Source organism: Streptomyces sp. SYSU D01066-1, assembly GCF_054956795.1.
This window is the reverse complement of sequence record NZ_JBUDHV010000012.1, coordinates 36152-59197: the sequence shown is the minus strand read 5'-3', so window position 1 is coordinate 59197 and position 23046 is coordinate 36152. Positions and strand designations below refer to the sequence as shown.

Sequence of the window (23046 nt, the reverse complement as noted above, 5' to 3'; positions counted from 1 at the left end):
TAACGTCGTGTTCATGACCGACATCGATGTGCCTCAGGTCGCTGATCCCGAGGTGGCGTACATCGTGCGGACCGAGGTCGAGAACCGGTGGCCGCACGACGTTTCGGGGCTCGACGAACTGGTGCGGTACGGGCTGATGCCCTTCGGCAAGATGATGGGCCCCTGGCTGGTGATCCGGTCCAGTCTCGCGGTGGGAGGTGACATGGCCACCGTCCTGCCCGCGGCGGTGGCCGTCGAGTGCGTGCAGGTCGGCGCGATGATGCATGACGACATCATCGACAGCGACGGGGAACGGCGCAGCAAGCCGGCCGCGCACACGGTGTTCGGGCCGGCGGCGGCGATCGTCGGCGGGGACGGACTGTTCTTCCACGGCTTCGCCGCCCTCGCCGAGTGCCGGCAGGCCGGGGCCTGCCCGGCGCGCGTCGCCCGGGCGCTGACCGTGCTGGCCGAAGCCGGGCTGCGGATCGGCGACGCGGCCCTGCGGGAGATCCGGATGAGCCGGGGCATCTGCTCCGTCGACACCTACCTCGACATGATCGCGGACAAGAGCGGCGCCCTGCTGTGGATGGCCTGCGGGGTCGGCGCCACCCTCGGCGGCGCCGACGACACGGCCCTGAAGGCGCTCAGCGAGTACAGCGACCAGCTGGGCATCGCGTACCAGATACGCGACGACCTGATGGCCTACGACGGGACGCGGGCGGGCAAGCCGAACGTCTCCGACGTCCGCAACGGCCGGCCCACCCTGCCGGTGCTGCTCGCCCACGAACGGGCCGCCGCGCACCAGCGGCGGCGGATCGAGCGCCTGCTCGCCGACGTCTCCGTACCGGTCACCGAGCGCTACGAGGCCATGGTGGAGCTGGTCCACGCCCACGACGGCGTCGCGGCGGCCCGCGAGGTGTCGCACCGTCATGTGCGGATGGCCGCGACGGCGCTCCAGGCACTGCCGCCCGGCGTGCACCGGGACGCGCTGATGGACCTCACCGTGCCCGGCCGTCTGGTGTAGCGCGGAACCACCCCGAGGAGTTGGCCCGATGTCCTCCCCGACCTACGCGTCGTACCTGCGTCTGGACGAACTGCTCTCGTTGCAGCAGCCGCTCACCCCGGCGGAACAGCGGGACCTGAGCGACAGCGAACGGCTCTTCATCGTCGTCCACCAGGCGTCCGAGACCCTGCTCAGCCAGGCACTCGTCGACCTCAGGCACATCGAGTCCGCCCCGTGCGGACAGCGGTGCCTCACCGACCGGCTGGAGCGCGTGACACGGCTGGTGGACGCCCTGACCGGGCAGTTGACGCTGCTGCGCCACACGCTGCGCCGGGAGGACTTCCTGCGGTTCCGGGACCGGTTCGGTACGGCGAGCGGGCTGGACTCGGAGCAGTTCAGGGAGCTGTTCACCCGCGTCAGGCGGCTGACGAGGAACGGCGGCGAGGACCGTACGCCGCAAAAGGACCGGCTGGTCGGCGAGCTGGACGACGCCGTACGGCGGTGGCGGAGCACACACCTGGAGATGGTCAGGCACATGCTGGGCGAGCTGCCCGGCACGGGCCAGACCTCCGGCGCCGGCTTCCTGGCCGCCCGGCTGGACGGCCCACCGCGCCCCGAGCGGCCGGTTGCCCCGCGGGCCCACCCGGCCCCCGGGAACACCCCCCGGCCCGGGCCGCGGTCCGCCCCGTCCGTCCGCTCCCCGCTGGGCCACGTGGTCGTCATGGGCGGCAGTGTGGCGGGGCTGCTCACCGCGCACGTCCTCGCGGACCACGCGGAACGGGTGACCGTACTCGAACGCGACCACTACGAGGGCGGCCCCGCACCCCGCGCGGGGGTGCCCCAGTCACGCCACACCCATGTCCTGCTCACCAGCGGCATGCGCGCCCTGGAGGAACTGCTGCCCGGTCTGCTGCCCGAGCTGACGGAGGCGGGCGCGCCACGGCTCGCGGTGCCGGGGGACCTCGGGGTGTGGCAGGCGGAGCGGTGGATATCCCGCCGCAACCCGTCCCGGCCGATCATGACCCCGTCCCGCCCCCTTCTGGAACACCGCGTCCGCGGCCGGATCCTGTCCGACCCGCGCATCGAGGTGCGGACGGGGACCGAGGTGACGGGACTGCTCGGCGCTCCCGGACACATCACCGGCGTCGCCGTCCGGGACCGCGGCGACCACCCCGCGCGGCGGGAACTGGCGGCCGACCTCGTGGTGGACGCCACCGGACGGGCCAGCCGCACCCCCCGGTGGCTGACCGAACTGGGCGGCCGGGCCCCCGCCGAGGAGGTGGTGGAGACCGGACGGGCGTACGCCACCTGCGTCTTCCACGCCGACGACCCGGACGCCGGCCTCAGAGGCTTCTACATCGTGCCCGACGCCGGGCAGCCGTTCGGCGCGATCGTCCTGCCCGCCGAGGACGGCCGCTGGATGGTCACCCTCTCCGGACCGCGGGAGCGCACACCGCCCACCGACCCCGAGGGCTTCGTCGACTACGCCGGCCTGCTGCCGCACCCCGCCGTCCACAAGTGGCTGAGCACCGCCCGGCCGCTCGCCCGGCCCGTGGGGTACCGGCACACCGCCAACCGGCGCCGCCGCTACGACCGTCTGGGCCGGGGCGGCACCGGACTGCTGGTCGTCGGGGACGCGCTGTGCGCGCTCAACCCCGTCTACGGACAGGGCCTGTCCGCGGCGGCCGGGAACGCGGTCGCCCTCAGGAGGGAACTGGCCGGGCCGCTCGTCCCGACGGCGTACGCCCTGCAACGGGCGGTGCTGGACTCCTCCCGCTGGGCGTGGGAGGTGGCGACGGGCGCGGACAGCCCCATGCCGGGGGCCACCGGCAACGCGGTGCGCACCGGCCCGCTCGCCCGGCTGGTCGACCGCTACCTGGGCCGGGTGCGCGACCGCGTGCCGAGCGATCCGGTGGTGTGCGCCGCCAACCGCGACGTCCTCTTCCTGCTGGCCCCGCCCCGCACCCTGCTCACCGACCCGCGGGTCCTGCGGCGGACCCTGCTGGGTACCGCCCGGCCCGCCTCCCGTGACCTGCCCACGCCGTGACCGCCTCCAGCCGATGAAGGTGCAGCATGCGACAGAGCGCGTTCCCGGACCGTTCCCGCGCGGACCGGTCCCGGACGGTCCCCCGACTCCCGGTCCCTTCCCCCCACCGGCTCCCGGACCGGCTCCCGGCCCGCCGCGCGAGTGGCCGGTGGGGCTCATGACGACGACCCCGGTCCGCAGCGACTCCCCGGTGCTCGACACCGGCCGTACGATGCTCGGCCCCGCCCTGCGCGACGCCGTCCGCGCCCACCTGGGGCCGGAGACGAGCCGGATCGCCCAGTACCACTTCGGGTGGACCGACGCCGAGGGCCGGCCCACCGGCAGCTGGGGCGGGAAGATGGTCCGGCCCACCCTGGCCCTGCTGTCGGCGCGGGCGGCGGGCGCGTCCGCCGCGGACGGGCTGCCCGCCGCGCTCGCCGTGGAACTGGTGCACAACTTCTCCCTGCTGCACGACGACATCATGGACGGTGACCGGACCCGCCGGGGCCGGGCGACCGCCTGGACGGTCTTCGGGGCGCCGAACGCCATCCTGGCCGGCGACGCGATGGTCACCGCGGCCACCTCCGTGCTGCTGACCGCGCCGGGCGCGGGGGCCCGCTCCGCCACCGCGTCCCTGATGGCCGCCACCCAGCGGATGATCGACGGCCAGGCCTGTGACGTCGCGTTCGAACGGCGCGACGACGTGACCCTGACCGAGTGCCTGCGCATGGCCGGCGACAAGACGGGCGCGCTGCTCGGCTGCGCCTGCGCGCTCGGCGCCGACCTGGTGGGCGGCGGACCGGACCTGGTCGAACGGCTCACCGCCTTCGGCGAACACATCGGCCTCGCCTTCCAGCTCGTGGACGACCTGCTGGGCATCTGGGGCGACCCGGACCGGGCCGGCAAACAGGTCGGGGCCGATCTGCGGGTCCGCAAGAAGTCGCTGCCCGTGGTGGCGGCCCTCAACGCGCCCGGCACGGACGAACTGCGCGCCCTGTACCTGAGCCCCGAACCCCTCACCGAGCGCGCCGTCGAACGCGTCGCCGACCTCGTGGAGCGCGCCGGGGGACGGGACTGGGCCCAGGGCGAGGCGGCCCGGCAGATCACCGCGGCGCAGACGTGCCTGGCCACCGCCGAGATCCCCGACGACGTGCGCGGCGAGTTCCTGGAGGTCGCCGGGTTCGTACTCGGCCGGCAGCTCTGACACCCCACCCCCCTTTTTTTCCCGAACTCCTCCTTGCCGAACAGAAAGGCCGACCCATGACCGAGTCCACGGCGATCCCCATCGGGGGACGGGCCGACGGCTGCCCGTTCGCGCCCGTCCAGGAGCTGTACGAGGCGCAGAAGGACGGGGAACTGCGCCGGGTCCAGGTGCCCAGCCCGCTGCTGGGCTCCTTCGACGCGGTCGTCGTCACCCGGTACGAGGACGTCAAGAGCGTGCTCGCCGACGACCAGCTGCGCATGGGCGGGTCCATGCCGTACCAGGCGGGCAACCTGCTGAGCTACGACGGTCCCGAACACACCCGCCTGCGGCGCATGCTGACCGGATCGTTCACGACCAGGCGGGCCCGCGAGCTGCGCCCGCAGATCCAGGGCGTCGTCGACTCCTCGCTGGACGCGCTCCAGGAGGCCGGGCCCGGCGCCGACCTGGTGCGGCTGTTCTGCACCCCCATCCCCACGCTCGTCATCTGCGAACTGCTGGGCGTGCCCTACGACGACCGGGAGGAGTTCCAGCGCCGCACCGCCGTCGCGCTGGACTTCGGCACCAGCCGCGAGGTGCAGATGCAGAAGGCCGCCGAGATGGAGGCCTACATGGCGGGGCTGGTGGCCCGTCACCGCGAGGAGCCGGGTGACAACGTACTGGGCCGGGTGGTGCGCGAGTTCGGTGACCAGCTCACCGACAGCGAGCTGGCCGGCATCGGCAACATGCTGCTCATCGCCGGGCACGAGACGATCGCCAGCACCCTGTCGGCCGCCGTCGCCCTGCTGCTCCAGCACCCCGACCAGCTCGCCGTGGTGCGCGACGACCCCGACGCCGTCGACGGGGCCGTCGAGGAACTGCTGCGGTACTGCGCGCCGGCCACCGTCCTGCCGCGCCAGGCGTCCGGGACCATCCGCGTACGCGACCAGGAGATCAAGGAGGGCGAGCGGGTCGTGGCGTCCGTGCTCGCCGCCAACCGGGACCTCGGCCCGGCCGACCAGGACCTGGACCGGCTGGACGTCCGCCGCCCCCCGCAGCGCCACCTCACCTTCGGTTTCGGCCCGCACCAGTGCCTGGGCCAGCAGCTGGCGCGGATGGAACTGCGGGTCGCGCTGCCGGCCCTGTTCACCCGGTTCCCCACCCTGCGGCTGGCCGTCCCGCACGACGAGCTGGACTACCGGACCAACGCCCTGGTCTTCGGGGTGAACAGCCTGCCGGTCGCCTGGTGACCCGCCAGGAGAGGGAGACGGCCATGGAGGTCGAGGTCGACGCGAGCCGGTGCTTGGCGGTCGGCAACTGCGCCGCGGTCGCACCCGAGGTCTTCGACCAGAGCGACGAGGACGGCACCGTCGTCGTGCTCGACGCGGCGCCGCCGCGGCACCGGCACGAGGCGGTCCGGGAGGCGGCCCTGCGATGCCCGGCCGCGGTCATCACCCTGCGCGAGAACCCACCGGTCCACCATGAGTGACCCGCTCGGACAGAAGCCCGCCCGACCCCTGAGGGAAAGCAATGCGTGACACAGAGGTGCCCGTTCTCGTCGTCGGCGGCGGCGGCTGCGGACTCGCCGCGTCGGTCTTCCTGTCCGGCGCGGGCGTGCGCCACCTGCTGGTGGAGCGGCGCGAGTCGACGTCGGTCCTGCCCCGGGCGCACTACCTGAACCAGCGCACCATGGAGATATTCCGGCAGTACGGCATCGCCGAGGACGTCTACGGGATCAGCTGTCCGCCGGGCAACATGAGCGAGGTCGTCTGGAGCACCTCGCTGGCCGGCGACGGCCCGGTGGACGCCCGGGAACTGCACCGGATGGAGTCCTTCGGCGGCGGCAGCCCCACCGGGCCGTACGCGGCCGACAGCACGGGCCCGTCGACCAACCTGCCGCAGCACCGGCTCGAACCGCTGCTGCGCCGGCACGCGGAACGGCGGGCCCCGGACAGCCTGTTCTTCCACCACGAGATGACCGGCTTCACCCAGGACGAGCACGGCGTCACGGCGCGGGTGACCGACCGGAGCACCGGCGAGGTGAGCACCGTACGCGCCCGCTACCTGCTGGGCGCCGACGGCGGCCGCAGCGTCGGCAGGGCGCTCGGCGTGGCGATGGACGGCGCCGGAGGCGGCTTCACCATCATCTCGGTCCACTTCAGCGCCGACCTGTCGCGCTGGTGGCCCGGTGACACGGTGCTGATGACCCACATCATCAGCCCCGAGGGCGAGGTCTCCGTGGTGGTGGCGACCGGGCCCCGCTGGGGCCTGGCCTCCGACGAGTGGGCGCTGCACTTCCGGGTGCCGCCGGGCGCCGAGGCGGACCTCGGTACGGAGGCGATCGCCGTACGGGTGCGCCGACTGCTCAAGCTGCCACGGGATGTGGACGTGCGGATCCACCACGTCAGCGAGTACCGGCCGGAGGCCGTCGTCGCCCGGTCCTTCCGGTCCGGGCGGGTCTTCCTCGCCGGGGACGCCGCGCACCGGCAGCCGCCCGCCGCCGGGGGCGGCCTGAACACGGCCGTCCAGGACGCGCACAACCTCGCCTGGAAGCTCGGGGCCGTGCTCGACGGCCGGGCCGGCGAGGCGCTCCTCGACTCCTACGAGGCGGAACGGCTGCCCGTCGCCCGGCGCAACGTGGGCTGGGCGATGAACTGCCTGCTCAACTACGGGGTGCTCTTCGCGAGCCTCGGCGTGGTCCACGGCCGGCCCGAGGCCACCCGGGCCAACTTCGCCGAACTCCTCTCCGACACCCCCCTGGGACAGACCCGGCGGACCGTGGTGCGCGAGGTGTTCGGCACCCAGCGCATCGAGTACCAGGCGCACGACATCGAACTCGGCCACTCCTACCCGGCCGGCGCGGTGGTCCCCGACGGCACCGAGCCGCCGCCCCGGGACCCCACGGGCGCGACGTACCACCCGGTGACCAGGCCGGGACACCGGCTGCCGCACGCGTGGCTGCGGCACGGCGACACCCGGGTGTCGACCCACGACCTGGTCGCCGGCCGGACCGGCTTCACGCTGATCACCGGACCGCTGAGCGAGTGCTGGTCGGTCGCGGCGAAGAAGGCCGAGGACGCCCTCGGGGTGCCGCTCACCGTGGTCTCCGTCGGCGGCCGGGCCGGCGCGGCGGACTACTGGGACGCCGACGGCACCTGGGGCGCGGTGCGCGGGACCGGTGACGACGGCGCCGTCCTGGTCCGGCCGGACCAGCACATAGCCTGGCGCAGCGCGCACGCGGGCCCGGCCGCCGACCGGGAACTCGGCGCCGCGCTCCGCCGGATCCTCGGGCACGCCGACGCGACCACCACCGGGAGCTGACCGTGCCCGCCACCGACGCCGAACGCGTCGTCCACGACTTCCTGACCCGGATGGGGCCGACCCCGGACGACGTCCGGAAGACCGTGGACGGCTTCCTGACCGACGACTGCGTGTGGGAGAACCCGGGGGCCCCGGTGTGCCGGGGCAAGGAGGAGATCCTCGCGCTGCTGCCGGCCGACTTCGCGCGACTGGAGGTCCGCTTCCGGCACCTGGCCACCGACGGGGACACCGTCCTGGCCGAGCGGATCGAGAACATGCTCCGCGCCGACGGCACCCCGATCGCGCTGAACCTGAGGGTGATGGCGGCGTTCGAGCTGCGCGGCGGCCGGATCAGCGCCTGGCGGGACTACTACGACCACACCCACCTCATCTCCGAGCGCCCGGACTGGTGACCATGACGAACGACCGGACAGAACCGCAGAACCTCCGGGCCGACCTGGTGAGCCGGGTCCACAAGTTCGGCCCGGTCCTCGCGGAGGGCGTCGCCGAGGGGGAGCGGGAGCGGCGGCTGCCCGAGGCCACGGTGCGCGCGATCGACGAGTCGCAGGTGAGCCGGCTGTGGACCGCGAGCGCCTACGGCGGCCTGGAGACCGACGTCCGCACCATGAGCGAGGTCGCCAAGGCCCTGTCCCACCACTGCCCGTCCACCTCCTGGGTGGTCAACAACATCAACGGCTCCAACCTGCTCGCCGCGAAGTTCCCGCGGGCGGCCCGCGACGAGGTGTTCGGGAACCATCCCGGCGCCAAACTGGCCTCGGTCTTCGCGGCCACGGGCACCGCGGTCCGCACCGACGGGGGCTTCCTGCTCACCGGGAACTGGCCGTACGCCACCGGCATCCTGCACGACGACTGGGCGATCCTGGTCGCCAAGGAGGTCGACGGGGACGGCCGGCCGGCGGGCGGGCTCTCCCTGCTGGTGCCCGCCGCGGACCTGACGGTCGAGGACACCTGGCACACCGTCGGCATGCGCGGCACCGGCAGCCACACCGTCGTGCTCCGGGAGGTCTTCGTCCCCGAGCACCGGGTGATCCCGGCCGAGGTGCAGCGGGGACGGGAGAACGCCACCGACACCACCCTGCCACCGCTGTTCCGCACCGCCGCGATCGCGGCCATGGGCGTCGTCTGCGCCTCCGTGGTGGTCGGCATCGGCCAGGCCGCGCTCGCCCTCGTCGTCGACCGGGCGCCCGGCCGATCCATCGCGCCCAGCACGTACACCAGCCAGCCCGACTCCCAGACCTTCGTGTCGGCGCTCGGCCAGACGGCCCTGACGATCGACGCGGCCGAACTGCACGTCGACCGGGCCGCCGACGTCATCGACGCGGCCGCCCGCGCGGCCGTGGACCTGCCCGAGAGCGAGCTGCGGCGGATCCGCGGGGACGTCGGCCAGGCGGTCAACCTCGTCACCGTCGCCCTCGACGAGCTGATGTGGGCCCACGGGGCCGCCGCCTTCGCCGAGTCCAACCCGCTGCAGCAGTACTGGCGCGACGCCAACACCGCGGCCCGCCACGCCCTGCTCAACCCCCGCATCGGGCGGGAACTGTACGGCGGTTCGTTCTTCGGCCTGGACCTCGTCGTGCCCAGCCTCTGACCCGTGCCCAGCCTCTGACCCGTGCCCAGTTTCTGAGCCGCGTCCGGTCCCCGGCCCGTGCCCAGCCTCTGCCCCGCCCACTCACCCGAGGAACACCATGGTCTGGTTGCCTCCCGTCCTCATCCCGATGTCGCAGGTCGCACCGGTCACCCAGGGGCCGGCCGACGTACCGGACGCGCTCTTCTGGGCCCTGGCCGGGCCGACCGCGGCCGGCTGGCTGCTGACCTACGTGCTGGCCATCCGGCAGGCCGTCACCGACCGGCGGGTGGGGATCCCCGCCTACCTGGTGGCGGTGAACTTCGCCTGGGAGTTCAGCCTGACCTTCGTGCTGGAGCAGACCCCGACCCAGCGCCAGATCAACGTCCTGTGGGTGATGTTCAACGCCGTCCTGCTCTGCCAGGCGCTGCGGTACGGACCGCGCGACTACCCCGCCCTCACCCCCAGGGCCTTCCGGTGGAGCTTCGCCGGTGTGCTCCTGTGGGCGGCGGTGGTGGTCGTCGTCGGGGCCAACGAGTTCCACGACCGGGACGGCATGTACACCGGAATGGTCATCCAGGTGCCGCTGAGCGCCTCGTTCCTGCTGCTGCTCAAGCGGCGCGGGTCCAGCGCGGGGCAGTCCACGCAGCTCGCCGTCGCCAAACTCGTGGGCTCCCTCTTCGCCGGCCTGACCGCCTTCGTGGTCTACCCGTCCCACCACCTGCTCCAGGTGCTGGTGCCCACCTACGTCGCCCTGGACATCGCCTACGTCGTGCTGCTGCGCCGGACGATGCGCCGGGAGGGACGGCCGCTGTGGGCGTGGCGTACACCCGCGGCCGTCCCCGCGGCCCCCGCCGTCCCCGGCGCCCGCGCGGTCCCCGCCGCCTCCGCCGTGCCCGGCCCGGCAAAAGCCGGTGCCGGGCGGGATCAGCGGCGCCGCGGTCCGGTCAGATGACGCCGTTGCGCAGCGCGTAGGCCACCGCGTGCGGCCGGTTGCGCAGGTTCAGCCGCCGGGTGACCCCGCAGACGACGCGCTTGACGGCCCGTTCCGACAGGCACATCCGGTCGGCGATCTCGGCGGTGTCCAGGCCCTCCGACATCAGCCGCAGCACATCGATCTCCCGGGGGGTCAGTCCGGAGGTGTGCAGGCCGTGCGGTGACAGCACCTCGCGCTGCATCCGCTCGATCTGCCGCAGCAGCTCGCCGAGCAACTGGGTGGGGTAGACGCCACCGCCGGCCGCCGCGGTCTGCACCGCTTCCCGGATGCGGTTGCTGGTGGCGGCGGCCCGCGGCAGCACCGCCACCACGTTGCACTCCACCGCGGTGAACAGGTCGGCCCGGTCGATCTCCGAGGGGATCAGCACCACCGGCACGCGGAGGGTGTTCTTGATCCTGCGCAGCAACGACGTCACCTCGACGGTCATCCGTTCGGCGACGACCACGGCGACATCCACGGGGTCGGGGCGTTCCTCCGACACCACCTCGATGTTCGGCGCGGCGTCGAGATGACCGCTCACCGCCGACTGCGTGAGCGGGTCCGGAGCCCGCACCAGCGCTCTTGTCGAACGTACCGTGGTGTTGGCGATCATGGTGAATCCTCCAGGAAAGACAGCGTGTGCGCCAAGACATCCGGTCGGGACGCCAGGCGCCGAGGTAGTGATTCCTGAACCGGTCGGCGTTGTCCGCGGTGTCGTCCGCTCAACACGTCCGGGAGGGGCGACGCGACCGGGCGGCCCGGTCGCGGGACGGGCCCGGACGGGTGGTCCCGCTGCGCATCCCTGAGTCGTGGGCGAGGTCCTGGCGCCGGATCCTCGCTGTTCGTCGCAGAGCCGGTGTCGTGTGCGTGTCCGGCTGCGGGTCGTACTGTGCCAACACGTCAAAGCTCCCCGAGAGTGGCCTGAAGTGGTCCGAGACAGTCGGAAAACGATGTCAAGAACGATACTGAGGCCGGCCTCGGGGAGCCGGTTGAGCGCGGTGTTCCTGTTTCTTCAGGGGGAATCCCTCATTCAGCCGGCGACGACCGACACCGAGCCCCCGTCGACCGGTTCCATCGTCTCGGCGAGGACCATGGCCTCCTCGATGAGGGTCTCCACGATCCGGTGCTCGGGCACGGTCTTGACGACCTTCCCCTTGACGAAGATCTGCCCCTTGCCGTTGCCGGACGCCACACCGAGATCGGCCTCGCGCGCCTCCCCGGGACCGTTGACCACACACCCCATCACGGCGACCCGCAACGGCACCTCCATGCCCTCCAGCCCCGCGGTGACCTCCTCGGCGAGCTTGTAGACGTCCACCTGGGCCCGGCCGCAGGAGGGGCACGAGACGATCTCCAGCTTGCGGGGCCGCAGGTTCAGCGACTGCAGGATCTGCCCGCCGACCTTGGCCTCCTCCACCGGCGGAGCCGACAGGGAGACCCGGATGGTGTCGCCGATGCCCTGGCGCAGCAGCGCGCCGAACGCCACGGCGGACTTGATGGTGCCCTGGAACGCCGGACCCGCCTCGGTGACCCCCAGGTGCAGCGGGTAGTCGCAGCTCTCGGCGAGGATCTCGTAGGCGCGGATCATGATTACGGGGTCGTTGTGCTTGACCGAGATCTTCAGGTCGTGGAAGCCGTGCTCGGCGAAGAGCGAGGCCTCCCACAGCGCCGACTCGGCCAGCGCCTCCGGGGTGGCCTTGCCGTACTTGCGCATCAGGCGCGCGTCCAGCGACCCCGCGTTCACCCCGATCCGGATCGGGGTGCCGTGGTCCTTGGCCGCGCGGGCGATCTCGCCCACCTTGTCGTCGAACTTCTTGATGTTGCCCGGGTTCACCCGCACCGCCGCGCACCCGGCCTCGATGGCCGCGAAGACGTACTTCGGCTGGAAGTGGATGTCGGCGATGACCGGGATCTTGGACTTCGCGGCGATCGCGGGCAGCGCCTCGGCGTCGTCGGCGCTCGGGCAGGCGACGCGGACGATGTCGCAGCCGGCGGCGGTGAGTTCGGCGATCTGCTGGAGGGTGGCGTTGACGTCGGCGGTCACGGTCGTGGTCATCGACTGCACCGAGATCGGGTGGTCGCTGCCCACCCCGACCGACCCCACCCGCAACTGACGGGTGGGCCGGCGTTCGGCGAGGGCGGCGGGCGGCAAAGCGGGCATACCGAGCGCGACCTGGGTCACCGGGGTGTCCTTTCGGGAAGGGGTGCTGACGGGTGCGTCGCCGCCGCGGCGCGGTGCCGGGCGAGCGCGGCGGCGGCGATGGACCGCGCGGTGAGGCCGTGTCCGGCCAGGACGGCCGGCCGTTCACCGTGGTCCAGGAACTCCCGGGGCAGTCCCAGCGCGTGCACCGCGGTGGCGACCCGGGCCTCGGCGCAGGCCTGGGCCAGCGCGGTGCCCGCACCGCCGGAGCGCACCCCGTCCTCGACACAGAGCGCGACGCGGTGCCGGGACACCAGGTGGGTCAGGGCGGGGTTGGCCGGCAGCACCCAGCGCGGGTCGACGACGGTCACCCCGACGCCCTCCTCGGCCAGCAGCTCCGCCGCCCCCAGCGCAGGGGCGGCGAGGACGCCGGTGCAGACCAGCAGGACGTCGAGCGGCCGGGACCGGGTGCGGTGCAGGATGTCCACGCCCTCCATGCGGGTCAGCGCGGGGATCTCCGGACCGGCACCGCCCTTGGGGAACCGCAGCGCGGTGGGACCGTCGTCGACGGCCAGCGCCTCGCCCAGCAGTTCGGCCAGCCGGACGGTGTCGCGCGGCGCCGCCACCCGCATCCCCGGCACCGCACCCAGCAGGGCGAGGTCCCACATGCCGTGGTGGCTGGGCCCGTCGGGGCCGGTGACCCCCGCGCGGTCCAGCACGAACGTCACCGGCAGGCGGTGCAGGGCCACGTCCATCATGACCTGGTCGAGGGCGCGGTTGAGGAAGGTGGCGTAGAGACAGACCACCGGGTGCAGGCCGCCCATCGCCAGCCCCGCCGCGCTGGTGACCGCGTGCTGCTCGGCGATGCCCACGTCGAAGACCCGGTCCGGGAACCGCCGGGCGAACCCGTGCAGGCCGACCGGGCGCAGCATCGCGGCCGTCAGCGCGACGACGTCGGGCCGCTCGGCGGCGATCCGCTCCAGCTCCGCGCCGAACGCGCCGGTCCAGCCCGGCGACGAACCGCCCCGCGGCCGGCCCGTGGCGGGGTCGAGGACACCGATGCCGTGCATGCGGTCGGCCTCGTCGTTCTCGGCCGGGGGGTAACCGCGGCCCTTGTCGGTGACGCAGTGCACGACGACGGGCCGCTCCAGGTCCTTCGCCCGCCGGCAGGCCAGTTCGACGGCGGCGATGTCGTGCCCGTCCACCGGGCCGAGATAGGCGAAGCCGAGCGTCTCGAACAGGGTCGGGCCCGGGTGCCCGCCGCCCCGCAGCTTCGCCAGGTGCTCGGCCAGCCCGCCGACCGTGGGATCGTAGGAGCGGCCGTTGTCGTTGAGGACCACCACCACCGGCCGCTTGCCGCTGCCGAGGTTGTTCATGGCCTCCCAGGCCATGCCGCCGGTCAGCGCGCCGTCCCCGATGACCGCGACCACCCGGCGGTGCTCCTCGCCGCGCAGCCGCTGCGCCTTGGCCAGGCCGTCGGCGTAGGACAGGGCCGTGGAGGCGTGCGAGTTCTCCACCAGGTCGTGCGGGGACTCCGCGCGCAGCGGGTAACCGGACAGTCCGCCCGTGGCGCGGAGCGTGTCGAAGGCGGCCTGCCGGCCGGTGAGGATCTTGTGGACGTAGGACTGGTGGCCGGTGTCGAAGACGATGCGGTCCGCCGGCGAGTCGAAGACCCGGTGCAGCGCGATGGTCAGTTCCACCACGCCGAGGTTGGGGCCGAGGTGTCCTCCGGTGGCGCAGACCTTGTCGACCAGGAACTCCCTGATCTCGCGCGCCAGTTCGGGCAACTGCTCGGGAGGCAGTTCCTTCAGCTCCCGCGGACCGGTGATCCGGCCGAGCACATTCGATGACACGTCTCTCCTCGCTCAGCTGGAACGTCCGTCCGCCGTCCGCCGCATGCCGCGGCGTACCGGCGAGGGCAGGTCGAAGCTCACCGTCTCGCGGGCGATCTCGCGCTCCTCCACGTGGACCGGACCGAAGGTGCCCAGCCGGTCCACGACCTCGGTGACCAGGGCGGGCGGCGCCGAGGCGCCGGCCGTGAGCCCGACGGTGCGCACGCCCGCCAGCCAGTGCGGCCGGATGTCGTCGGCCCGGTCGATCAGCTCGGCGCGGGTGCCCTCGCGGCGCGCGAGTTCCACCAGCCGCACCGAGTTGGAGGAGTTCTCCGAACCGACGACCAGGACGAGGTCGGACTCCGCGACGATCGCCTTGAGCGCGGCCTGCCGGTTGGTGGTGGCGTAGCAGATGTCGTCGGTGGGGGGTTCCCGCAGCCGCGGGAACCTGTCCCGCAGCGCGTCGACGACCTCCGCGGTCTCGTCGACCGCGAGCGTGGTCTGGGTCAGGTAGGAGAGCTGCCGCCCGATGTCCGACGGCAGGTCCCGGACCTCGTCGGGCGTCGAGACCAGCACCATCGACTCCGGTGCCTCACCGAGGGTGCCCTCGACCTCCTCGTGCCCGGCGTGGCCGACGAGCACGACGGTGTCACCGCGGGCCGCGAACCGGCGTGCCTCGGCGTGCACCTTGGCGACCAGGGGGCAGGTGCCGTCGACGACGTCGAGGCCGCGCCGGTCCGCCTCCCGGCGCACGGCGGGGGAGACCCCGTGCGCGGAGAAGACCACCGTCGCCCCGTCGGGCACCTCGTCCAGCTCCTCGACGAAGACCGCGCCGCGCCGGGCGAGACCGTCGACGACGGTGACGTTGTGCACGATCTGCTTGCGGACGTAGACCGGGGCGCCCCGCTGCTCCAGAGCCCGCTCCACGATCTCGATGGCCCTCTCGACGCCCGCGCAGAAGGAGCGGGGGCCGGCCAGCAGGACTCGGCGGGCGACGCCGTCCCCCGGGTACTCGTACGAGCTCACATCAGCCATGATCGGGACAGTAGGGACGGCACGGCACCGGTTCCACGGCCGTTTCCGGTTTCCGGAACGGTGGTTGTTCCCGCGCCGGGCCGCCGGCCGACAAAAGGGCCCGATCCCGAGCACCCTGGGGACAGCGGCCCCGGCCGGCCTTGAGCCCGCCCTGCGCGCGCGGGTAGGCATGGACAACGGTTCGTGTGTGCCTCGGCGAGGGGAGCATCCGGGTGGACGGTGGACGACATCCGTATCAGGCGTCGTGCCCGGTGGGGACCGTCGGCACGGGGCTGCGGACGGCCGCGCCCGCGCCCGTGGGAGGCCCGCTGCGCAAGGCGCTCACCGTACTGGAGGCACTGGCCGAGGCGTCGCGGCCACTGACCCTGTCGGAACTGTCACGGCTGGTGAACCTGCCGAAGTCGACGCTGCACCGTCTGATGCAGGCGCTCACCGACATCGGGCTCGCCGTCCGCCGGGAGTCCAAGTCCTACGAACTCGGCACCTATCTGTCCCGGCTGGCGGCGACGGGCGGCCCCGCCGGGGTGCAGCGCCTCAGCTACCCGGTCACCCCCTTCCTGCTCGAACTCTTCCAGCTCACCAACCGGATCGTCAGCCTCGGCACCCTGTCGGGGACGAAGGTCCAGCACGTCGGGACGCTCTACAAACAAGAACACGTCCGGCTCGCGATGGCGCTGCGGCAGCCGGTCCCGGCGTACGGTTCGGCGGCGGGCAAGCTCCTGCTCGCGCTGGACCGGCGCGACCCGGCGGAGCTTTTCGGCACGGCGCCGGCCGGCACCGGCGCGACCCGGGCCCGGACGGAGGCGATGCGCCGCGAGTTCGAGCGCATCCGGCGCACCGGGCTGTCCTACGCCCGCAGCGAGACCATCCCCGACCTGGTCGAACTGGCCGCCCCGGTCCGGCTCGGCAAGGCCGGACCGGTCGCCGCGGTGGTGCTGGGCGACACCGTGAACACCAGGGACCTGCGCAGCGTCGCGCGCGCCCTGCTCGACACCGCCGGCGCCATCGAGCAGCGACTGGCCGGCGCGGGCTGAGCCGTCCCGGCCCGCCCGGCGCGGGACGCGGCGCTCACAGGTGGCGGCGGCGGCCCGCGACCGCCCGGTCGTAGGCCGCCCGGGCCTCGGTGGCGGCCGGGCGCGCGGACACCTCGGCCACCGGCACGTCCCACCACGCCTCGGCCCTGGGCGCGGCCGGCGCCGGGGCGGTCTCGACGTACACGCAGGTCGGCCGGGACGCGGCGCGGGCCGCGGCCAGGGCCGCGCGCAGCTCGCCCACGGTCTCGGGGCGCAGCACGTCCATCCCGAGGCTGGCCGCGTTGGCGGCGAGGTCCACGGGCAGCGGGGCGCCGGTGAACGACCCGTCGGCGGCCCGGTGGCGGTACGCCGTGCCGAACCGCTCCGCGCCCACCGACTCGGACAGGCCGCCGATGGAGGCGTAGCCGTGGTTCTGGAGCAGCACCAGCTTGACGGGGAGGCCCTCCTGCACGGCCGTGACGATCTCCGTCGGGTTCATCAGGTACGTGCCGTCGCCGACCAGCGCCCACACCGGGGTGCCGGGCGCGGCCTGCTGGACACCGAGGGCGGCCGGGATCTCGTAGCCCATGCAGGAGTAGCCGTACTCCAGGTGGTACTGGCGCGGGGACCGGGCCCGCCACAGCCGGTGCAGGTCGCCGGGGAGCGAGCCGGCCGCGTTGACCACCACGTCCGTGTCGCCGACCACCTCGTCCAGCGCGCCGATCACCTGCGTCTGGGTCGGCACCGCGCTGTCGTCCCCGGCGCGCAGGGCGGTCTCGACGACCCGCTCCCAGCGCTCCTTGCCGGCGCGGTACTCGGCCGTGTACGCGTCGTCCACGCGGTGGCCGGCGAGGGCTTCGGTGAGCGCCGCCAGGCCGGTGCGCGCGTCGCAGACCAGGGTGCGGGCGGCGAGCTTGTGGGCGTCGAAGGCGGTGATGTTGAGGTTGAGGAAACGGACGCCCGGGTGCTGGAAGAGGGTGCCGGAGGCGGTGGTGAAGTCGCCGTAGCGGGTGCCGACGCCGATCACCAGGTCGGCGGTGCGGGCCAGGGCGTCGGCGACCGCGGTGCCGGTGTGCCCGATGCCGCCGACGTCGGCCGGGTGGTCGTGGCGCAGCGAGCCCTTGCCGGCCTGGGTGGAGGCGACGGGGATGCCGGTGGCGTCGGCCAGTTCGCGCAGAGCCTCCTCCGCCTCGCTGTGGTGGACGCCGCCGCCCGCGACGATCAGCGGGCGGGCGGCGCGGCGGACCGCCGCCGCGGCGTCGGCCAGTTCCGCGGGGTCGGGCGCGGGGCGCCGTACCCGCCAGACCCGGTCGGCGAAGAACTCCTCGGGCCAGTCGGCCGCCTGCGCCTGCACGTCCTGCGGCAGCGCCAGGGTCACGGCGCCGGTCTCGGCGGGGTCCGCCAGGACCCGCATGGCGTTCAGCGCGGAGGGGACCAGTGCCTCGGGGCGGGTGATCCGGTCGAAGAAGCGGGAGACGGGGCGCAGGGTGTCGTTGACCGACACGTCGGCCGCCGAGGGGTGTTCGAGCTGCTGGAGCAGCGGGTCGGCGGGGTGGGCGGCGAAGTAGTCGCCGGGGAGCAGCAGTACCGGCAGGCGGTTGACGGTGGCCAGGGCGGCGCCGGTGACCAGGTTGGTGGCGCCGGGGCCGATCGACGTGGTGACGGCCTGCGCGGAGAGGCGGTTGAGCTGCCGGGCGTGGCCCACCGCCGCGTGCACCATGGCCTGTTCGTTGCGGCCCTGGTGGTACGGCAGCACGGGGGACGCGGGGGGTGTCCCCCCACCGGGCACGGTGGCGTACTCGACGAGGGCCTGGCCGATCCCGGCGACGTTGCCGTGGCCGAAGATCCCCCACATCCCGGCGATCAGCCGGTGCCGCACGCCGTCCCGTTCGGTGTACTGGGCGGCCAGGAACCGCACCAGGGCCTGGGCGGTGGTCAGCCGGAGCGTGCTCACGCGTCCCCCCTCTCCGGGGCGGTGCACAGGGGGAGCCGGGGGTCGACGGGCTGCTCCGGCCAGGTGGCGCGGATCCAGGCGTGGCCGGGGTGGTCGCTGACCAGCCAGGCGCGTTCGCCGGCGGGGCCCGCCATGACGTTGAGGTAGTACATGTGGTGGCCGGGCACGGCCGTCGACGGTCCGTGCCAGCCGTCGGGGACGAGGACGACGTCGCCGTCGCGCACCTCGGCCAGCACGTCGGTGCCGCGGCCCCGGCCGGAGGGGGAGACCCGGTGGTAGCCGAGGCCGGGGACGCCGTCGCGGGCGGCGAACTCGAAGTAGTAGATCTCCTCCAGTTCGGCTTCCTCGCCGGGGCGGTGCTCGTCGTGCTTGTGGGGCGGGAAGGAGGACCAGTTGCCGCCGGGGGTGAGCACCTCGACGGCGATCAGCTTGTCGCACGCGAAGACGCCGGCCGCCCCGAAGTTGTTGACCTGGCGCGAGCAGGCGCCCGTGCCGCGCAGTTCCACCGGGACGGACGCGGCCGGTCCGTAGCGGGCGGGCAGGCGGCGGGCGCAGCGGGCCCCGGCCAGCGCGAACCGGCCGCCGGCGGCGGACGAGACGCTCGCGCGGGCGTCGCGCGGGACGTAGGCGAAGTCGCTGACGGCGCTGAACACGTCGGGCCGGCCGCGCAGTCCGAAGGCGGCGCCGTCGGCGGTGACCGTGCAGGCGCCGGCCAGCGGCAGCACGATCCACTCGCTGTCCCCGGCGTCGAAGGTGTGCGAGCCGCCCGGCGGGAGGGCGAGGATCCGCAGGCCGCTGTACCCCCATCCGGCCGTCTCCGGGGTCACGTCGACCGCGTAGGGACCGTTTCCGGCCGTGCCCGCGGGCAGGTGGTACGTCATCGCATGCCTCCCTCTCCCAACAGCCCGACCGCCGTGTCCACCGCCCGCTCCACACTGCCCTCGGCGGGGTAGAGCAGCGAGCGGCCCGCCACCAGGCCCTGGACGGTGGGCAGCCGCAGCGCCTCGCGCCAGCGCGCGTACGCGGCCTCCTGATCGTTCCCGACATCGCCGCCGAGCAGTACCACCGGCAGGGTGGAGGCCCCCAGGACCTCGGCCATGTCGTCCGGTTCGTGGGTGACGGGCAGTTTCAGCCAGGTGTAGGCGGAGGTGCCGCCCAGTCCCGAGGCGATGGCGATGGACCGGGTGACGGCCTCGGCGGACAGGTCGGTGCGAAGCCGCCCCTGGGTCCGGCGGCACAGGAACGGCTCCACGAACAGCGGCAGCCGGTGCCCCGCCATCGCGTCCACGGCACGGGCGGCGGACTCCAGGGTGGCCAGCGAGCCCGGGTCGTCAAGGTCGACGCGCAGCAGCAGCTTGCCCGCGTCGAACCGGAGCCGGGCGAGGTCGTCGGCGCGGTGCCCGGTGAACCGGTCGTCCATCTCGAAGGCGGCGCCCGCCAGACCCCCGCGGTTCATCGAGCCGACCGCGACCTTGCCCTCCAGCGCGCCGAGCAGCAGCAGGTCCTCCAGGATGTCCGCGGTGGCCAGCACGCCGTCGACGCCCGGCCGGGACAGCGCGGCGCACAGCCGTCCCAGCAGGTCCGCCCGGTTGGCCATGGCCAGCGGGCGGTCCCCGACGCCGAGGGCGCCGCGCGCCGGGTGGTCGGCGGCCACGATCATCAGCCGCCCGCTCTCCCCGATCAGCGGGCGGCGCACCCGGCGGGCCGCCGCCTCGGCGACTGCCTCGGGGCGCCGTGCTCTGACCGCGGTGAGGCCGGCGAGGTCGGCGGGGGAGAGGGGCACGACGGGACTCCGTTCGCAAGGTCAGGGGTAGGTCCGGCCGCCGGGGGTAGGGATCGGTCGCCCTTTCCGGTGCGGGACGCCCTTTCCGGTGTAGGGCGCCGGACACCGTCCTGTCAATACTTTGTACGGACATTCGGACCTGGTATTGAAGCGATGTCTTGACAAAGCATTGACATCGAGGGCGTGACGCACTTGTATCCGGTCCCAGCGCAAGCCTTCTCCCCACGGCACTCAAGCACTACGGCACTACGGCACTCGGTTCCCGTCGCTACAGTGAGGTGCAGGAAAGATGGACCGCTCCGCTCCCGCCCGCCCCGCCCGCCACCGCTCCCGGCGGCCCGTTTCCGCCCTGGCGTTCGCCGCGGCGGCGGCCCTGGCCCTCGCCGGCTGCTCCAGCGGCTCCGGGGGCAAGAAGGCCGACGAGGAGGGGGCGTCCGAAGCTCCGGCGGGCAAGGCCGGCACCCCCCGGATGACGGTCGCCCTGATCACCCATCAGGCGGCCGGTGACACCTTCTGGGACATCGTCCGCAAGGGCGCCGAGGCCGCCGCGGCCAAGGACAACATCAAGCTCGTCCACTCCCACGACCCCAACGCCGGGAACCAGGCCGGCCTGGTGCAGAACGCCATCGACCAGAAGGTCGACGGCATCGCGGTCACCCTCGCCAAGCCGGACGCCCTCAAGGACGTGGTGAGCAGGGCCCGGCAGGCCGGCATCCCCGTCGTCGGGCTCAACTCCGGGCTGGGCGACTGGAAGCGGATGGGGCTGACGGAGTTCTTCGGGCAGGACGAGAGCGTGGCCGGCGAGGCGTTCGGCGAGAGGCTCGACGAGGTGGGGGCCGAGAAGGCCGTCTGCGTCCTGCACGAACAGGGCAACGTCGGCCTCACCCAGCGCTGCGACGGGGTGCGGAAGACCTTCGAGGGCTCGGTGGAGAACCTGTACGTCAACGGCACCGACATGCCGTCCGTGCAGTCGACGATCACCGCCAAGCTCAAACAGGACAGCTCCATCGACCACGTCGTCACCCTCGGCGCGCCCTTCGCGATGACCGCGGTGCGGTCGGTGGCGGAGAGCGGGAGCGAGGCGAAGGTGGCCACCTTCGACCTCGACAAGGAGCTGACCGGCGCGATCCACAAGGGCGACGTCGAGTTCGCCGTGGACCAGCAGCCCTACCTCCAGGGGTACTTGGCGGTCGACGGGCTGTGGCTCTACGAGAACAACGGCAACTACAGCGGCGGCGGTGAGCAGCCGGTGCTGACCGGGCCGGCCTTCGTCGACGAGTCCAACGTCGACCGGGTCGCCGAGTTCGCCGCGAAGGGCACCCGGTGATGAGCGGGGCCCCACCGGCGGTGACCACCCCGCCGGCCGCCGGGGCACGGCGGAGCGGACGCCCCCTGCCGCTGCGGCTGCTGGCCCGGCCCGAGGTCGGGGTGCTCCTCGGCGCCGTCGCCGTCCTCGTCTTCTTCCTGGTCGCGGCCCCCTCGGTCCGGCAGGCCGGCTCGATGGCGACCGTCCTCTACCAGTCCTCCACCATCGGCATCATGGCGCTGCCCGTGGCCCTGCTGATGATCGGCGGCGAGTTCGACCTGTCGGCCGGGGTCGCGGTGGTCACCTCGGCGCTCACCGCGAGCATGCTCAGCTACCAGCTGACCGTGAACGTCTGGACCGGCGTGCTGGCCGCCCTGGTGGTCTCCCTCGCCGTCGGCGCGTTCAACGGCTGGATGCTGGTGAGGACCCGGCTGCCCAGCTTCCTCGTCACCCTCGGCACCTTCCTGATCCTCCAGGGCGTCAACCTCGCCGTCACCAAACTCGTCACCGGCAACGTCGCCACCGACGACATCAGCGACATGGACGGCTTCGGCCAGGCCGAGGCCCTCTTCGCGTCCTCCTTCGGCGTCGGCGGCGTCCAGGTGAAGATCACGGTGGTGTGGTGGCTGCTCTTCGCCGCCCTGGCCACCTGGGTGCTGCTGCGCACCAAGTACGGCAACTGGGTCTTCGCCGTCGGCGGCGACCAGGACAGCGCCCGCGCGGTCGGCGTGCCCGTGACCTTCACCAAGGTCTCCCTGTTCACGCTGGTCGGCTTCGGCGCCTGGTTCACCGGCATGCACCAGCTGTTCTCCTTCAACACCGTGCAGTCCGGCGAGGGCGTCGGCCAGGAACTGATCTACATCGCCGCCGCCGTCATCGGCGGCTGCCTGCTGACCGGCGGCGCCGGCTCCGCGATCGGCCCGGTCTTCGGCGCCTTCATGTTCGGCCTGGTCAACCAGGGCATCGTGTACGCCGGATGGAACCCCGACTGGTTCAAGGCGTTCCTCGGTGTGATGCTGCTCGGCGCCGTCCTCGTCAATCTGTGGGTCCGCCGCGCGGCGACCCGGAGGTGAGCCACATGACCGACCCCGCCCCCGTCCCGCTCGTGGAACTGCGCGGCGCCGGCAAGTCCTACGGCACCGTCCGCGCCCTGCACGGCGTCGACCTCGCCGTCCATCCCGGTCGGGTGACCTGTGTGCTCGGCGACAACGGCGCCGGCAAGTCCACCCTCATCAAGATCGTCTCGGGGCTGCACCAGCACACCGAGGGCCAGTTCCTGGTCGACGGCGCACCCGTCCGCTTCACCACCCCGCGCCAGGCCCTGGACCGGGGCATCGCCGCCGTCTACCAGGACCTGGCCACCGTCCCGCTGATGCCGGTGTGGCGCAACTTCTTCCTCGGCTCCGAACTGACCCGCGGCCCCTGGCCCCTCCGCCGCCTGGACATCGCCCGCATGAAGCGGACCGCCGACGCGGAACTGCGCGCCATGGGCATCGCCCTGGACGACCTGGAGCAGCCCGTCGGCACCCTCTCCGGCGGTCAGCGCCAGTGCGTCGCCATCGCCCGCGCCGTCCACTTCGGCGCCCGCGTCCTCATCCTGGACGAGCCCACCGCCGCGCTCGGCGTGAAGCAGTCCGGCGTGGTGCTGAAGTACGTGGCCGCCGCCCGCGACCGCGGCCTCGGCGTCATCCTCATCACCCACAACCCCCACCACGCCTACCTGGTCGGCGACCACTTCACCGTGCTGCGCCTGGGCACCCTCGAACTGTCCGCCGCCCGCGGCGACGTCACCCTGGAGAAGCTGACCGACCACATGGCCGGGGGCGCGGAACTCGCCGCCCTCAAGCACGAGCTGGCGCGGGTCGGCGGAGCCGGCACCGCCGCTCCCCCCGACGAGCGGGACCTCACCTCGCCCAGGGAAGGGAACACCTGAC

20 protein-coding genes are annotated in these 23046 nt (G+C 73.4%); 13 read left to right on the top strand and 7 right to left on the bottom strand.

Translation table 11 applies throughout. From position 1 onward, the window contains the following. Window positions 1–13: 13 nt before the first annotated feature. From ACY1JF_RS14470 to ACY1JF_RS14430, 9 genes are all read left to right on the top strand, one after another. Entirely contained in the window at window positions 14–1003 is a 990-nt protein-coding gene (locus ACY1JF_RS14470) for a polyprenyl synthetase family protein (RefSeq protein WP_462705509.1), read from the top strand. Between the two features lie 28 nt (window positions 1004–1031). Continuing rightward, entirely contained in the window at window positions 1032–3029 is a 1998-nt protein-coding gene (locus tag ACY1JF_RS14465) for a tryptophan 2,3-dioxygenase family protein (RefSeq protein WP_462705508.1), read from the top strand. 157 nt (window positions 3030–3186) lie between these two features. Next, window positions 3187–4212, top strand: coding sequence for a polyprenyl synthetase family protein (locus ACY1JF_RS14460; protein WP_462705507.1), 1026 nt, complete (start codon window positions 3187–3189; stop codon window positions 4210–4212). Between the two features lie 56 nt (window positions 4213–4268). Continuing rightward, the gene (locus ACY1JF_RS14455; RefSeq protein WP_462705506.1) at window positions 4269–5438 is read left to right on the top strand and encodes a cytochrome P450; all 1170 of its coding nucleotides are present in this window, start codon (window positions 4269–4271) and stop codon (window positions 5436–5438) included. Between the two features lie 23 nt (window positions 5439–5461). Continuing rightward, window positions 5462–5677: a ferredoxin gene (locus ACY1JF_RS14450; protein ID WP_462705601.1), complete on the top strand. Its 216-nt coding sequence runs from the start codon at window positions 5462–5464 to the stop codon at window positions 5675–5677. 41 nt (window positions 5678–5718) lie between these two features. After that, window positions 5719–7509: an FAD-dependent monooxygenase gene (locus ACY1JF_RS14445; RefSeq protein ID WP_462705505.1), complete on the top strand. Its 1791-nt coding sequence runs from the start codon at window positions 5719–5721 to the stop codon at window positions 7507–7509. Between the two features lie 2 nt (window positions 7510–7511). Then, window positions 7512–7901 (top strand): limonene-1,2-epoxide hydrolase family protein, encoded by a 390-nt coding sequence (locus tag ACY1JF_RS14440; protein WP_462705504.1) that lies wholly within the window; start codon window positions 7512–7514, stop codon window positions 7899–7901. Window positions 7902–7903: 2 nt separating this feature from the next. Continuing rightward, window positions 7904–9097 carry an acyl-CoA dehydrogenase family protein gene (locus ACY1JF_RS14435; RefSeq protein ID WP_462705503.1) on the top strand — a complete coding sequence of 398 codons (1194 nt, stop codon included), beginning with the start codon at window positions 7904–7906 and terminating at the stop codon, window positions 9095–9097. 97 nt (window positions 9098–9194) lie between these two features. Next, a complete protein-coding gene (locus tag ACY1JF_RS14430; RefSeq protein ID WP_462705502.1) occupies window positions 9195–10028 on the top strand; it encodes a transmembrane-type terpene cyclase in 834 nt (277 codons plus the stop codon). Here the strand turns inward: ACY1JF_RS14430 and ACY1JF_RS14425 are convergent. The 4 genes from ACY1JF_RS14425 to ACY1JF_RS14410 all read right to left on the bottom strand — a co-directional run bounded on the left by ACY1JF_RS14425 (window position 10021) and on the right by ACY1JF_RS14410 (window position 15056). Further along, the gene (locus tag ACY1JF_RS14425; RefSeq protein WP_462705501.1) at window positions 10021–10662 is read right to left on the bottom strand and encodes a helix-turn-helix transcriptional regulator; all 642 of its coding nucleotides are present in this window, start codon (window positions 10660–10662) and stop codon (window positions 10021–10023) included. The genes ACY1JF_RS14430 and ACY1JF_RS14425 overlap by 8 nt on opposite strands. A 417-nt stretch (window positions 10663–11079) precedes the next feature. Then, complete coding sequence (ispG, locus tag ACY1JF_RS14420) at window positions 11080–12231, bottom strand: flavodoxin-dependent (E)-4-hydroxy-3-methylbut-2-enyl-diphosphate synthase (protein ID WP_462705500.1); 1152 nt, start codon at window positions 12229–12231, stop codon at window positions 11080–11082. Then, on the bottom strand, window positions 12228–14042 hold the full coding sequence (locus tag ACY1JF_RS14415) for a 1-deoxy-D-xylulose-5-phosphate synthase (protein ID WP_462705499.1): 1815 nt from the start codon (window positions 14040–14042) through the stop codon (window positions 12228–12230). Before ACY1JF_RS14415 ends, ispG begins: the two co-directional genes overlap by 4 nt. Before the next feature lie 12 nt (window positions 14043–14054). Further along, window positions 14055–15056 carry a 4-hydroxy-3-methylbut-2-enyl diphosphate reductase gene (locus tag ACY1JF_RS14410; protein WP_462705498.1) on the bottom strand — a complete coding sequence of 334 codons (1002 nt, stop codon included), beginning with the start codon at window positions 15054–15056 and terminating at the stop codon, window positions 14055–14057. Window positions 15057–15307: 251 nt separating this feature from the next. Between ACY1JF_RS14410 and ACY1JF_RS14405 the strand changes: the two genes are divergently transcribed. Next, a complete protein-coding gene (locus tag ACY1JF_RS14405; RefSeq protein ID WP_462705497.1) occupies window positions 15308–16090 on the top strand; it encodes an IclR family transcriptional regulator in 783 nt (260 codons plus the stop codon). A 34-nt stretch (window positions 16091–16124) separates the two neighbouring features. On the opposite strand, the gene iolD is transcribed toward ACY1JF_RS14405, so the two are convergent. The 3 genes from iolD to ACY1JF_RS14390 are packed head-to-tail and all read right to left on the bottom strand — an operon-like array spanning window position 16125 to window position 19806. Next, window positions 16125–18023, bottom strand: a complete 1899-nt coding sequence (iolD, locus tag ACY1JF_RS14400) for a 3D-(3,5/4)-trihydroxycyclohexane-1,2-dione acylhydrolase (decyclizing) (RefSeq protein WP_462705496.1) — start codon at window positions 18021–18023, stop codon at window positions 16125–16127. Then, entirely contained in the window at window positions 18020–18904 is an 885-nt protein-coding gene (gene iolB / locus ACY1JF_RS14395; protein ID WP_462705495.1) for a 5-deoxy-glucuronate isomerase, read from the bottom strand. The genes iolD and iolB overlap by 4 nt, the downstream gene beginning before the upstream one ends. Then, window positions 18901–19806: a Cgl0159 family (beta/alpha)8-fold protein gene (locus ACY1JF_RS14390; protein WP_462705494.1), complete on the bottom strand. Its 906-nt coding sequence runs from the start codon at window positions 19804–19806 to the stop codon at window positions 18901–18903. Before ACY1JF_RS14390 ends, iolB begins: the two co-directional genes overlap by 4 nt. A 289-nt stretch (window positions 19807–20095) precedes the next feature. Between ACY1JF_RS14390 and ACY1JF_RS14385 the strand changes: the two genes are divergently transcribed. The 3 genes from ACY1JF_RS14385 to ACY1JF_RS14375 are packed head-to-tail and all read left to right on the top strand — an operon-like array spanning window position 20096 to window position 23045. Continuing rightward, window positions 20096–21133, top strand: coding sequence for a substrate-binding domain-containing protein (locus ACY1JF_RS14385; RefSeq protein WP_462705493.1), 1038 nt, complete (start codon window positions 20096–20098; stop codon window positions 21131–21133). Continuing rightward, window positions 21133–22185: an ABC transporter permease gene (locus tag ACY1JF_RS14380; RefSeq protein WP_462705492.1), complete on the top strand. Its 1053-nt coding sequence runs from the start codon at window positions 21133–21135 to the stop codon at window positions 22183–22185. Before ACY1JF_RS14385 ends, ACY1JF_RS14380 begins: the two co-directional genes overlap by 1 nt. 5 nt (window positions 22186–22190) lie before the next feature. Beyond that, entirely contained in the window at window positions 22191–23045 is an 855-nt protein-coding gene (locus tag ACY1JF_RS14375; protein WP_462705491.1) for an ATP-binding cassette domain-containing protein, read from the top strand. Window position 23046: the final 1 nt, after the last annotated feature.